Annotated in this window: 13 protein-coding genes; 5 read left to right on the forward strand and 8 right to left on the reverse strand. The window is 45.3% G+C overall.

The annotated features are described in order from the left end of the window. Positions 1 to 384 (forward strand): fumarate reductase subunit FrdC, encoded by a 384-nt coding sequence (gene frdC, locus R8O70_RS23685; RefSeq protein WP_005381491.1) that lies wholly within the window; start codon positions 1 to 3, stop codon positions 382 to 384. A gap of 11 nt (positions 385 to 395) precedes the next feature. Beyond that, positions 396 to 773, forward strand: a complete 378-nt coding sequence (frdD, locus tag R8O70_RS23690; protein ID WP_005381493.1) for a fumarate reductase subunit FrdD — start codon at positions 396 to 398, stop codon at positions 771 to 773. Between the two features lie 102 nt (positions 774 to 875). Here the strand turns inward: frdD and R8O70_RS23695 are convergent, their stop codons facing one another. Together R8O70_RS23695 and efp are read right to left on the reverse strand one after the other, a co-directional pair. Further along, a complete protein-coding gene (locus R8O70_RS23695; RefSeq protein WP_005386397.1) occupies positions 876 to 2,279 on the reverse strand; it encodes an SPFH domain-containing protein in 1,404 nt (467 codons plus the stop codon). A gap of 267 nt (positions 2,280 to 2,546) precedes the next feature. After that, entirely contained in the window at positions 2,547 to 3,113 is a 567-nt protein-coding gene (efp, locus tag R8O70_RS23700) for an elongation factor P (RefSeq protein WP_005381500.1), read from the reverse strand. A 32-nt stretch (positions 3,114 to 3,145) separates the two neighbouring features. Here efp and epmB point away from each other — a divergent pair, with 32 nt between their 5' ends. Both epmB and R8O70_RS23710 read left to right on the forward strand, forming a co-directional pair. Then, on the forward strand, positions 3,146 to 4,168 hold the full coding sequence (gene epmB, locus R8O70_RS23705; protein ID WP_065274938.1) for an EF-P beta-lysylation protein EpmB: 1,023 nt from the start codon (positions 3,146 to 3,148) through the stop codon (positions 4,166 to 4,168). Positions 4,169 to 4,263: 95 nt separating this feature from the next. Next, positions 4,264 to 4,761 carry an MgtC/SapB family protein gene (locus R8O70_RS23710; protein ID WP_005381504.1) on the forward strand — a complete coding sequence of 166 codons (498 nt, stop codon included), beginning with the start codon at positions 4,264 to 4,266 and terminating at the stop codon, positions 4,759 to 4,761. Between the two features lie 100 nt (positions 4,762 to 4,861). On the opposite strand, the gene R8O70_RS23715 is transcribed toward R8O70_RS23710, so the two are convergent. From R8O70_RS23715 to R8O70_RS23725, 3 genes are all read right to left on the reverse strand, one after another. Then, positions 4,862 to 5,425, reverse strand: a complete 564-nt coding sequence (locus R8O70_RS23715) for a VC2662 family protein (protein WP_005381507.1) — start codon at positions 5,423 to 5,425, stop codon at positions 4,862 to 4,864. A gap of 315 nt (positions 5,426 to 5,740) precedes the next feature. Next, positions 5,741 to 7,387, reverse strand: a complete 1,647-nt coding sequence (groL, locus tag R8O70_RS23720) for a chaperonin GroEL (protein WP_005381509.1) — start codon at positions 7,385 to 7,387, stop codon at positions 5,741 to 5,743. Between the two features lie 77 nt (positions 7,388 to 7,464). Continuing rightward, a complete protein-coding gene (locus tag R8O70_RS23725; RefSeq protein ID WP_005381516.1) occupies positions 7,465 to 7,755 on the reverse strand; it encodes a co-chaperone GroES in 291 nt (96 codons plus the stop codon). Positions 7,756 to 7,995: 240 nt separating this feature from the next. Here R8O70_RS23725 and R8O70_RS23730 point away from each other — a divergent pair, with 240 nt between their 5' ends. Further along, positions 7,996 to 9,378 carry an MATE family efflux transporter gene (locus tag R8O70_RS23730; RefSeq protein ID WP_258625440.1) on the forward strand — a complete coding sequence of 461 codons (1,383 nt, stop codon included), beginning with the start codon at positions 7,996 to 7,998 and terminating at the stop codon, positions 9,376 to 9,378. Between the two features lie 90 nt (positions 9,379 to 9,468). Here R8O70_RS23730 and pfkA read toward each other — a convergent pair whose 3' ends face one another. From pfkA to R8O70_RS23745, 3 genes are all read right to left on the reverse strand, one after another. Further along, a complete protein-coding gene (gene pfkA / locus R8O70_RS23735; RefSeq protein ID WP_005381521.1) occupies positions 9,469 to 10,431 on the reverse strand; it encodes a 6-phosphofructokinase in 963 nt (320 codons plus the stop codon). 283 nt (positions 10,432 to 10,714) lie between these two features. After that, positions 10,715 to 11,623 carry a CDF family cation-efflux transporter FieF gene (gene fieF / locus R8O70_RS23740; RefSeq protein WP_025768809.1) on the reverse strand — a complete coding sequence of 303 codons (909 nt, stop codon included), beginning with the start codon at positions 11,621 to 11,623 and terminating at the stop codon, positions 10,715 to 10,717. A 111-nt stretch (positions 11,624 to 11,734) separates the two neighbouring features. Continuing rightward, positions 11,735 to 12,247, reverse strand: coding sequence for a CpxP family protein (locus R8O70_RS23745; RefSeq protein WP_005386388.1), 513 nt, complete (start codon positions 12,245 to 12,247; stop codon positions 11,735 to 11,737). Between the last annotated feature and the right edge of the window lie 113 nt (positions 12,248 to 12,360).

Here is a 12,360-nt window from a genome sequence, read left to right on the forward strand (position 1 = left end):
ATGAGCAATCGTAAACCTTACGTTCGTGAAGTAAAACGCACTTGGTGGAAGAACCATCCTTTCTACCGCTTCTACATGCTACGTGAAGCGACGGTGCTTCCGTTAATCCTATTCACTCTGTTCCTAACTTTCGGTTTAGGTTGCTTGGTGAAAGGTCCTGAAGCATGGCAAGGTTGGTTAGCGTTCATGGCGAACCCAATCGTAGTCGCAATCAACATCGTTGCACTACTCGGTAGCCTATTCCACGCTCAAACTTTCTTCAGCATGATGCCACAAGTAATGCCAATTCGTTTGAAGGGCAAACCAGTGGACAAGAAGATCATCGTATTGACTCAGTGGGCCGCGGTTGCGTTCATCTCACTGATCGTTCTCATCGTGGTGTAAGGAGCTGAGCAATGAAACCGAATTATAGTGTAAACACATCACCAAAACGTTCTGATGAGCCAATCTGGTGGGGTCTGTTTGGCGCAGGTGGTACTTGGTTCGCGATGATCACGCCAATCACCGTTCTTGTGCTAGGTATCTTGGTACCACTAGGCGTGATTGACGCAGAAGCGATGAGCTACGAGCGTGTCTCTGCCTTCGCAACCAGCATCATCGGTGCGCTATTCATCATTGGCACGCTAGCATTGCCAATGTGGCATGCAATGCACCGTGTACACCACGGCATGCACGACCTTAAATTCCACACTGGTGTGATTGGTAAAATTGCATGTTATGCATTTGCAGGCCTCATCACTGCACTAGCAGTTATCTTTATCTTCATGATTTAAGAGACTGACCAAAAAAGAAAAAGCTGGCTAAATGCCAGCTTTTTTATTGCTTTGGGTTACCTATGATCTTTTTGCTTTTTAAGCTTTTGACCACCCATGATCTTATTGCTGTGCGACCTTCTTTGTCTGGTCCATAAGACCCAGAGCACCAAAGCCAGTAATCACATCTAGGTTTGTTTTCAAGCCCGTTTCGTCACTTCCACCAATGTAATTTTGTGGCATCTGAACTTGGAAGTTTTGCAAATTGTTGTACAGCGAGTTCGCTACGTCTCGATTCAATTCTGCCAAGTAAACTTCACGGTTTGCTCCTAACGCCGCATACTTACCTTTAAGGACTTCAGATTCTGCGCGACCTTTCGCTAATATCGCTTTCGCTTCAAACTCAGCAGAAAGTGCGTTCGCTTTTTGAATCGCTAAGTTAGCCTCTGCGATAGCTAGCTCTTTCTCCTTCTCGACTTCAGCAAGTCGTTTGGTTTTTTCCACTTCAACGATTTCACGCTCTGCAATCTGACGTGCAACTTCCACTTCTTTTTGCTGAGCAATAATTGCGAGTTCTTTACCACGCTGAGCGTCTTGCACCTCACGTGTTCGTTGAATCTCTTTGCGTAACTGCTCGGTCTCTGCCTGTGCTTTCGACGTTTCTTGTTCCTGAATCGCGCGAATACGATCCGCCACTAGACGCTTTTTATCTGCCAATAACTGATCTAATTGCTTTTCTGGCTGCGGGTCACCAATGGTCACCTGCGTCACTTGAATACCGTATTGTTGTAACGGATTGTCTTGACGAATTGGTTGCCCGGTTTTGTCTACGACTGGCACAGTTTTCCATACCAGTTGATTGGTGCGCTGTAATTGGTTCGGATTGGCTTGATTCGCCCCAACAGGCGCAAGATCCAACTCTTCCACTTCAACCTGACGTCGCTCTGTCAGATAAATCCCCTCTCGTAACTGATCGCCAAGTTTCGATTTGAACTGGTTCAAACCACCTTGGAAAAACTCTTCACCCGTGTATTGGGTCGCGGTAATCACCGTTACGTTACGTGCGTTCTTTACAAGCAGCGCATCGATCAAGTTACTGTTGTTGCGGAACTCTTTATGCATCTTCTTCACCGCTTCAGGGTCATTACTGAGCTTAAAGCGGAATGTTACGGGGATCTGACCAATATAGGTGTCGGCAAATCGAACCTGAATCGCATCAAGACGTTGATAAAAATCTTCGCCCTTGCTGTTACCGAATGACACGGTGATCACTTGGTCATACTTGGTGATTTTGGACAGAAATGGCATACGAAAATGAATGCCAGGTTCAGTAAACACATCCAACTCACCAGTAATATTATTCTGATGCACGTAGCTGTAACCCGCATCGGTCATCAGCACCGAGCTATTAATCGTTAAGCCTATTGCCAACAGCGGTACGCCAAATACGGCTGCTTTTAATCCTTTATGTAGTAACTGACGTCTTTCTTCCACCTTTAAACCCCTTCCTAAACCTCTGCTTTCCATTTTGTTCTCCTTTTTTGGATTGTTACTGAGTTAAATCGATAAAAATCAGATTGCTATGCAACTCAGCAACAAGTACTAATGTATCAAAATGTTACATTAAGGAATAATCGACAGATTCATGGAATAAATAAGATTTTTACGAATAATACAAAATCATCAAAAATTTGCGGAGGATATCGATGTTTTACGCAGAGGGATTAAAAGAGAAGAATCACAGGCAATAAAAAAGGCCGCCGAAGCGACCTTTCTAACAATCATATAAAGTGCTTACTTCACACGACCTACGTATTCAGCAGTACGAGTATCTACGCGAATCACTTCACCAATTGAGATGAACAGAGGAACACGAACAACAGCGCCAGTTGATAGCGTCGCTGGTTTACCGCCAGTACCTTGAGTATCACCTTTCAGGCCTGGGTCTGTGTCTACAACTTCTAGCTCAACGAAGTTTGGTGGAGTAACAGTAATTGGGTTACCGTTCCAAAGAGTGATCATACAAGTGTTGTTTTCTACCAACCACTTAGCGTTTTCACCTACCGCTTTTGCATCCGCTGCGATCTGTTCAAACGTTTCACTGTTCATAAAGTGGTAGAATTCGCCGTCTGAATATAGATAATCTAGGTCGATATCCATTACGTCTGCCACTTCACAAGTGTCACCAGACTTGAATGTTTTCTCTAGCACTTTACCAGAAAGAAGTTTACGAATTTTAACACGGTTGAACGCTTGGCCTTTACCTGGTTTAACGTATTCGTTTTCCAGAATTACACAAGGCTCGTTATCAAGCATTAACTTAAGACCGCCTTTAAATTCATTGGTGCTAACTGTAGCCATTTTTTCCTCTTACATTCTTAGAGCTAAATTCAATGCCGCACATAATAACCCGAAAAGTCGAATCTGTTGAGCAAAACTGGCTCAAACAGTTGGCGAATGGGATCTCTGATCCTGCAAAATTGCTCGAAATACTGGAAATTGATCCTTCACCGTGGCAAGACGGGTTTGCCGCGCGCAAGCTGTTTGCACAGCGTGTACCGCAAAGTTTTGTCGATAGGATGGAGAAAGGCAACCCTAAAGACCCTCTTTTACGTCAGGTTTTACCACTGAGCGACGAATTTGAGGTGCATCCGGGTTACTCCAATGATCCATTGGAAGAGCAGGACAATGAAGTCCCTGGCCTGCTACACAAGTATCGCAACCGCGCCCTGATGATTGTCAAAGGTGGCTGCGCGGTAAATTGCCGTTACTGTTTTCGTCGTCACTTCCCTTATCAAGAGAACAAAAGCGGGAAACAAGCCTGGACCAAGTGCTTAGAGTACATGGCACAACAACCAGAGTTGAACGAAGTCATCTTCTCAGGTGGTGATCCATTAATGGCAAAAGACGATGAGATTTATTGGCTTTTAGAGCACATTGCTCATATTCCTCACATCAAACGTCTGCGTATTCATAGCCGTTTACCTGTGGTGATTCCAGCTCGAGTCACTGATGAACTATGCCAACTGCTGCAAGCATCAAGGTTACAAATCATCCTCGTCACTCACATCAACCATGCCAACGAAATCAATGACGAATTTGCTGAACAGATGTTCAAGCTCAAAAGAGCGGGCGTTACGCTTCTAAACCAAGGCGTTCTGCTGAAAGGCGTGAATGATTCGGTAGAAGCTCAAGTGGCGTTAAGTGAAGCCTTATTTGACGCGGGTATCTTGCCTTATTACCTCCACGTTCTTGATAAGGTGCAAGGCGCAGCGCACTACTTTATTTCGGACGAAGAAGCGAAAGCTATTATGCGCGGACTCATCACGCGTGTATCGGGTTATCTGGTACCAAAACTCACACGAGAAATTGGTGGCAGGCCAAGTAAAACGCCGTTGGATTTGCATTTAGAGTAAGCTCTGACGCTCAATTAAATTTGTCGTCTAGATTGATTATTTTTGTTCGCTTTGCACGGTAAGTCTATGCATACTCCGCACTTTTGGAGGTCAAGATGCATACAGCATTCGAACAAATTTTCGATCTTGGCCCATTCAGTTGGCCTGCCCTACTATGCTGCGCCATTAATGGGCTCATGATCGGTATAGAGCGCCAAACTCGTGGTAAACCGGTTGGCATTCGCACAGCAATATTAATTATTTCAGGCACCTACCTGTTTATGTCGATGGCAGTGTCGTTATCGCCAAATACACTTGATCAAGCACGAGTGCTTGGTCAGATCATTACTGGCGTCGGCTTCTTAGGCGCTGGCGTTATGATGACACTTGATGGAAAAATCCATGGCGTAACATCCGCGGCTGTAATATGGGTGCTAGCAGGTTTAGGTTTGATGATAGGTTTGGGTTATTTAACGCAGTCGGTGGTTATTACTCTCCTGACATTAACCGTGTTGTTAGGTGTGGATAAAGCAGAAAACCACATCAAAGCATTACGCCGCGGTGTTCATCAAAGAATTCAACAACGCAAAACTTCATCACGATTAATTAAATAGTTAACGATCCGAGAAACTCGCTTCATCCCATCTGTAATTAAAAAGCCCTCGACGAACATCGAGGGCTTTCTGTATATAAAGATTCTGACTTTCTCAGGGATTACTTAGCAAAGTTGATGAGTGGGAAACACTTGAAGAAACCGTTATCCGCACAGTTCAAAAGACCAATTTGCACGCCATCGATTTGATCGGTCATGTTGAAGAAACCAAACTGGAAATTAGACTTCTTAGAGATACTCGCTAAGCCCACATCCGCCATGGTGTAGCCTTCAGAATAGTTCACCGCGCTCCAGTTCAAGCCTTTTACGTTGTTCGTAATGTTAACAGCACCCAAGTTAACACCCGTCGTCTGACCTTGGTTCCAGTTAACTAAGCCTAAAGACGCGCCTTTCATTTCTTGATTTACTTTTGCTGCGCCAAAAAACAGACCGAAGTTCACACCTGTCGTACGATCCGTTTCTGACATACCAAGCAGTGAAAAGTCGACACCTTTAACCTCATTTACCTGCCCATGCAGCACAGCTAAACGAACGCCACCTACTGAAGAATTAGAGGGTGCGTTTGTGTTATCGATAGTAGAGAACATCACAGGTGTACTGTCGGCAAAAGCAACAGGTGATGCGATAGCGGCTGCAACCGCCAATGACGTCATAAGCTTTTTCATTTTCATCTCCATGATGGGAAGCAACAATTTACAACATAGTGTAATGTTCAGATTTTGCTCTGTCCCCGTTCAAAAAGTGTTAGCAATAGGTCAGATTTAACCATCTGACTCAAAAGAAAAAATATTTCTCTTCGATTTTTTGCTTCTGAAATGGCGCTTTTTACGCTCAAAAATCTCATGATAAGCCACTCCAGAACGTCATGTTTCTCAGGTGACACGCATAAAAAAAGTCGAGGCATCTGCCTCGACTTTTAAAGGTTTGGTCGGTTATCTTTCCGCTATAAGGGCTCCCTTAGAGCGATGAGATAAGCTGGCTTACATCATGCCGCCCATACCGCCCATGCCACCCATGCCGCCCATGTCAGGCATCGCTGGCGCGTCTTTTTGCGGTAGGTCAGTAACCATCGCTTCAGTAGTGATCATCAGACCTGCAACCGATGCTGCGAATTGTAGTGCAGAACGAGTAACTTTAGTTGGATCTAGGATACCCATTTCTAGCATGTCGCCGTATTCGCCTGTTGCCGCGTTGTAGCCGTAGCTACCTTCACCCGCTTTCACGTTGTTCGCAACAACTGAGTCTTCCTCACCTGCGTTCTTCGTGATTTGACGGATTGGCGCTTCCATTGCACGTAGTGCAACGCGGATACCAACGTTTTGTTCTTCGTTGTCACCCGTTAGGTGAGCAATCTTAGATGCCGCGCGGATAAGTGCAACACCACCACCAGCAACAACACCTTCTTCAACCGCTGCGCGAGTTGCGGCTAGCGCATCTTCTACACGGTCTTTCTTCTCTTTCATTTCAACTTCAGTCGCAGCACCAACTTTGATTACTGCAACACCGCCAGCCAGTTTAGCTACGCGCTCTTGTAGTTTCTCTTTGTCGTAGTCTGAAGTTGCGTCTTCGATTTGTTGACGAATCTGAGCAACACGGCCAGAGATCATCTCTTCTTCACCGATACCATCGATGATAGTCGTGTTTTCTTTCGTGATAGAAACACGCTTCGCTTGACCTAGATCTTCTAGTGCAACTTTTTCTAGCTCTAGACCGATCTCTTCAGAAATCACAGTACCGCCAGTTAGGATAGCGATGTCTTGTAGCATTGCTTTACGACGGTCACCGAAGCCAGGTGCTTTCACAGCTGCAACTTTTACGATGCCACGCATGTTGTTCACAACCAATGTTGCTAGCGCTTCGCCTTCTACATCTTCTGCAATGATAAGCAGTGGACGAGATGCTTTCGCGACAGCTTCTAGCGTTGGAAGAAGCTCACGAATGTTTGAGATCTTCTTGTCTACTAGAAGAATGAATGGGTTTTCTAGATCAACACTGCCTGATTCTTGGTTGTTGATGAAGTAAGGAGACAGGTAACCGCGGTCGAACTGCATACCTTCTACTACGTCTAACTCGTCTTGTAGCGCCTGACCTTCTTCAACCGTGATAACGCCATCACGACCCACACGCTCCATTGCTTCTGCAATGATATTACCTACGCTTGCGTCTGAGTTTGCAGAGATAGTACCAACCTGCGCGATCGCTTTTGTGTCGTTACATTCAACAGAAAGCTCTTTTAGTTGCTCAACTGCCGCGGCAACAGCTTTGTCGATACCACGCTTAAGATCCATTGGGTTCATGCCCGCTGCGACTGCTTTTAGACCTTCGTTAACGATAGATTGTGCTAGTACCGTTGCTGTTGTTGTACCGTCACCCGCTGCGTCGTTTGCTTTAGACGCAACTTCTTTAACCATTTGTGCGCCCATGTTCTGGAATTTATCTTCCAGCTCGATTTCACGCGCTACTGATACACCATCTTTAGTGATAGTCGGTGCACCAAAAGATTTGTCTAGAACGACATTACGTCCTTTAGGACCCAGTGTTACTTTTACTGCGTCAGCCAGAACGTTTACACCTTCCAGCATTTTAACTCGTGCGTCATTACCAAATTTAACGTCTTTAGCAGCCATCTTTGATTTCCTTTCTAAAATTCTTTGTGTGTAATTTCGTAATTGAATCTGAGCAAAAAATTACTCAATGATTGCTATTATTCAACGATCGCCATGATGTCGTTTTCAGACATGACAAGCACTTCTTTACCGTCGATTTTTTCAGTTTTTGTACCGTAACCTTCAGCGAAGATAACGGTATCACCGACTTTAACGTCTAGTGGCAGTACGGTGCCGTTTTCTAGGATGCGGCCTTTACCCACAGCTAGAACAACACCGCGAGTCGATTTTTCTGCAGCAGAACCAGTCAGAACGATGCCACCAGCAGACTTAGATTCAACTTCTTTACGTTCAACGATAACTCGGTCATGTAATGGACGAATGTTCATCGGTCGTCTCTCCTGAAAATTTCCATGTTTATTTGATAATTGTCCTTAGGGACTGTAGCCCCAGACACGTGATCCCTATATAAGGGGTCGAAGCAGCGATCCCAAGGGGGTGGCACAAAATTTTTGTGACTTAGTTAAAATAACGAACAACTAGGCAACGGTTTGCGTTAGAAATGCTCACTCGCTCGGCATCTCGCTTTCTTGTATCCTTGCAGTTTGCTCACCAGATAGTTGTCACACATGCAGGAAAATAACAAGCTGGAACCCCAAGCGACCGATAAGCATGGTTTGTTGACCGCACCCATTCCTGAAACGCTGCGGAAAATGACCGTACCCATGACCATGGGCATGATCGCAATTTTGATGTTTAACTTGGTGGACACGTTTTTTATCTCGTTGCTTGGCACTCAAGCGCTAGCGGCTATCAGCTATACCTTCCCTGTCACCTTTGCGGTTAACTGCATTACGATGGGGATTGGGATGGGACTATCGACCAATATTGGTCGCTTGCTTGGGCAAGGTCATGCACCACAAGCTGCTCGGTTCACCACCCACGGTTTGTTGTTAGCCGTGTTACTTGTGGCTATCGCGTCTTCTATTGGCTTTACCACCATTGCGCCATTGTTTCGTTTTCTTGGTGCGTCTGATGATCTCATCCCTCTTATTGAGCAATATATGCAGGTCTGGTATCTCACCATTCCTCTGCTAGTGATCCCAATGGCGGGCAACAGTGCTATCCGAGCTACTGGCGACACAAAAACACCAGCAAAAGTCATGATGTTGGCTGGTTTGATTAATGGCATGCTCGATCCATTGTTGATTTTCGGTTATGGCCCTTTTCCGGAACTTGGCATTCAAGGCGCAGCCATAGCAAGTGCCTTTAGCTGGTTAGGTGCTTTATGTGGCTCATTCTATGTGCTAATTAAACGGGAAAAATTGCTTGCTCAACCCCAATGGGCTTTGCTGAAACAAGACTGGCAACAGACACTAAAAATTGGTAGCCCTGCAGCGCTATCAAACGCGATGAATCCGTTGTCCGGTGCCATTCTGATGATGCTGTTATCCAACCACGGTACAGCGGCGGTTGCTGCTTACGGGGCAGCGCAGCGTATTGAGTCCATATTGATTTTAGTATTGATGTCGCTGACCTCTGCCCTCACACCGTTTATGGCACAAAATTTAGGAGCCAAACAACCGCAACGAGCCTTTTCGGGTTTATTTATTAGCATGCGTTTTGCAGTGGTATTCCAAGGGTTTATCTTCTTGATGATGGTACCGCTGAGCATTCCTCTGGCTGCGCTGTTTTCTCAGGAAGATGCGGTGAAAAACCTGCTTTGGCATTATTTACTGGTGGTGCCATTTAGTTATGGCTTCCAAGGCATCGTGATGATGTTAGTCAGTGGTTTGAATGCGATGCACAAGCCATTGCGTGCATTCCAGTGGAGCTTTATGCGGCTGTTCATTTTTACCTTGCCATCGGCGTGGGTCGGGAGCCAAATCTACAGCATTGAAGGCTTGTTTATCGGTATCGCGGTTGGGAATACGTTGGGTGGGCTACTGGGCTACTTGTTTGCGCTGCGCGAGCGAAAATTAACGCTCATAGAGCAGAACAGCGTGTCTTAACACTCGTCTATCACTAGTTTCTTTTTGTTGATTCTCAAATACAAAAAAACCGCGGAAAGCCGCGGTTTTGTTTATCTATTTCAAGCTTGCTTAGAACAACTCTTCAGCAACTTTGTATAGATCGTTGCGTACTGGACGCTTCATGTTTTCGATTGCGTCGATGATATCGTGGTGAACAAGTTGCTCTTTCACGATACCTACACAACGACCACCATGACCTTCGATCAATAGGTGAACAGCGTAGTTACCCATACGAGATGCTAGTACGCGGTCAAATGCAGTTGGACGACCACCACGTTGGATGTGACCAAGTACTGTTGCACGAGTTTCACGACCTGTCGCGGCTTCGATGTCACGTGCTAGTTCATTAGCATCCATCATTAGCTCAGTAAGCGCGATGATCGCGTGTTTCTTACCTTTAGCGATACCATCTTGGATGTTGCTGATCAGCTTGTCTTTGTCTAGACCAGTTTCCGGAGTGATGATGTATTCACAACCGCCCGCAATTGCAGACATCAGAGTCAAATCACCACAGTGACGGCCCATGATTTCTACAATTGAAATGCGTTGGTGAGATGAAGAAGTATCACGTAGACGGTCGATTGCATCGATAACGGTGTTTAGTGCACTTAGGTAGCCCACAGTGTAATCCGTACCTGCGATATCGTTGTCGATTGTGCCCGGAAGACCGATACATGGGTAACCCATTTCAGTCAGTTTCTTCGCACCCATGTACGAACCATCACCACCGATTACCACTAGTGCATCGATACCATGTTTTTTCAGGTTCTCAATCGCTTTTTCACGAACTTCCACTTGTTTAAATTCAGGGAAACGTGCAGAACCTAGGAACGTACCACCTTTGTTGATCACATCTGAAACGCTAGAACGATCTAGCTTCTCGATGCGGCCTTCGTATAGGCCTAGGTAGCCGTCGTACACACCGAATACTTCCAATCCTTCGGATAGTGCTGTACGTACTACGCCGCGTATCGCAGCGTTCATACCAGGTGCGTCACCGCCACTTGTTAAAACACCGATCTTCTTAATCATGCTCACCCTCGATCTTTGGCAATCAATTATTTAATTTTCTTTTAGGCCCCTTGTTACCAAGCAACCTGCATAATCCAGAACTGTGCGTTATGTTACATTTCCTCTACAGGATTACCAATGAAAACGCACTTTTTTATGTAACTTTTCTACTTATGTAAGAGTATTACAGTTTCTCTATGAAACTTTGTTGATTCATATCAGGATCACGAATCTTAATAAGTATTGATGGAAAGATAGTCAATAAGTACCTGTTTGTCTTCGGGCACTGATGGATTTTTCAAGCCTACCAATCTTGCGCTTTCTGCTCTTTCTCAGGTCCGAAAACGACAGACAATGGATCTTGATGGATCAGTACGTCCGCATCAGGAAACAGAGCCAATAAATTATCTTCCACTTTATCAGCAATGTAATGCGCCTCAATTAATCGTAAGTTATCGTCTAGCTCTAAATGCAACTGTATAAAGCGCGTCGGTCCGGACATTCGCGTGCGTAACTGATGCACGCCCAATACCCCTTTTACGCTCAAACAAGCTTGGTTAATTTGCTCAAGCTCTTCATCGGGCAACTTTCTATCAAGTAAGGTTTGAATCGCTTCGCTGACCATTTTGAAAGCGCTATAAAGAATGAAGACACCAATACCAATCGCAAACACAGCATCCGCTTGAGTCACTCCAAAATAACTGAGCCCCAGAGCAACCATGATCGCAGCATTCATATACAAGTCAGTCTGATAATGCAGAGAATCCGCCGCTATTGCTTGGCTCCCCGTCACGCGAACCACATGTTTTTGGAACATCACCAAGCCAAGTGTGACCACAATCGCAAACAGCGATACATACACACCTAACTCCGGTGCGTGTAAAGCATGTGGGCGGAAAAATCGGTCAATCCCGTTAAGAATCAAAAATACTGCCGAGCCCGAAATAAACATTGCTTGGGCTAGGGCCGCTAAGGACTCAGCTTTACCATGTCCAAACGTATGTTCGCGGTCTGCCGGTTGTAAGGCGTAACGAACCACCACAAGATTCACAACCGAAGCCGCGATATCTAACATGGAGTCAATCAATGACGCCAATAAGCTCACTGAGCCGGTTACCCACCACGTGATGACTTTTACTATCAGAAGAAGCGTCGCCACAATGGTTGCAGTCCAAGCGGCGGTCGTAACTAAACGTGCGTATTGCTGTTTCATAATCAAAGAGTTAACTAAAACCATACGTTGAGTATATTGAATGACCATGAAATAACCAGATCAAAAAGAGGCAACCAATGGCTGCCTCTTTATATAACATCAATTCATGACTTAATTATTGCGCGACTTTTCCATGCGCTTGTGCATTCTGTCGCCACACTCTTGCATACGTTCATTTTGTAGCTCAACAAATTTCGCTTTCTGCTCAGGTGTTAATACGCTAAGCATTTGGTGCTTTCTTTCTAGCATTTGCACGCGACGTTCCGTTTGGCGCTCAACCATCTCTTTTGCTAATTCGCTAGCTTGAGCTTCATCAAAGTTATCCGCCAGCAAAAGCGATTGTACTTTTGCGTGATGCGCTTGACGCTCAGCCATACGTGCTTCTTTGCCATCAGCGAATTTTGCTTTCATTTCTGCTTTGTTTGCTTCACGCATTTCTTTTAGCTGATCTTTTTGTGCATCAGTCAGGTCTAGTTGACGCATGACACCTCGGTCCATACCCATGCCGCATTCGTCACGAGGACCTTTATGATGGTTTTTACCACCGTAAGCGAATGCGCTTGCGGCGCCAAGAGTAAGAGGTAGAACAACAGCAGCTAACACAAGTTTTTTTGCAGACTTCATAATACGATTCCTTACACAGGTGAGTGGTTCTTCTGAGCTGTTCTCACAGCGCTTGAGTATAGAATACGACCCGCTAGGTAAAGCGACGTATAGGGAGCGTAAAGAATCGTAAA

It is taken from the genome of Vibrio sp. 779(2023), assembly GCF_033344285.1.
Lineage (GTDB): Bacteria > Pseudomonadota > Gammaproteobacteria > Enterobacterales > Vibrionaceae > Vibrio > Vibrio alginolyticus.

Coding starts and splice junctions, on each gene's coding strand:
- frdC (WP_005381491.1), top strand. CDS start 1: ATGAGCAATCGTAAACCTTACGTTCGTGAAGTAAAACGCACTTGGTGG.
- frdD (WP_005381493.1), top strand. CDS start 396: ATGAAACCGAATTATAGTGTAAACACATCACCAAAACGTTCTGATGAG.
- R8O70_RS23695 (WP_005386397.1), bottom strand. CDS start 2,279: ATGGAAAGCAGAGGTTTAGGAAGGGGTTTAAAGGTGGAAGAAAGACGT.
- efp (WP_005381500.1), bottom strand. CDS start 3,113: ATGGCTACAGTTAGCACCAATGAATTTAAAGGCGGTCTTAAGTTAATG.
- epmB (WP_065274938.1), top strand. CDS start 3,146: ATGCCGCACATAATAACCCGAAAAGTCGAATCTGTTGAGCAAAACTGG.
- R8O70_RS23710 (WP_005381504.1), top strand. CDS start 4,264: ATGCATACAGCATTCGAACAAATTTTCGATCTTGGCCCATTCAGTTGG.
- R8O70_RS23715 (WP_005381507.1), bottom strand. CDS start 5,425: ATGAAAAAGCTTATGACGTCATTGGCGGTTGCAGCCGCTATCGCATCA.
- groL (WP_005381509.1), bottom strand. CDS start 7,387: ATGGCTGCTAAAGACGTTAAATTTGGTAATGACGCACGAGTTAAAATG.
- R8O70_RS23725 (WP_005381516.1), bottom strand. CDS start 7,755: ATGAACATTCGTCCATTACATGACCGAGTTATCGTTGAACGTAAAGAA.
- R8O70_RS23730 (WP_258625440.1), top strand. CDS start 7,996: ATGCAGGAAAATAACAAGCTGGAACCCCAAGCGACCGATAAGCATGGT.
- pfkA (WP_005381521.1), bottom strand. CDS start 10,431: ATGATTAAGAAGATCGGTGTTTTAACAAGTGGCGGTGACGCACCTGGT.
- fieF (WP_025768809.1), bottom strand. CDS start 11,623: ATGAAACAGCAATACGCACGTTTAGTTACGACCGCCGCTTGGACTGCA.
- R8O70_RS23745 (WP_005386388.1), bottom strand. CDS start 12,247: ATGAAGTCTGCAAAAAAACTTGTGTTAGCTGCTGTTGTTCTACCTCTT.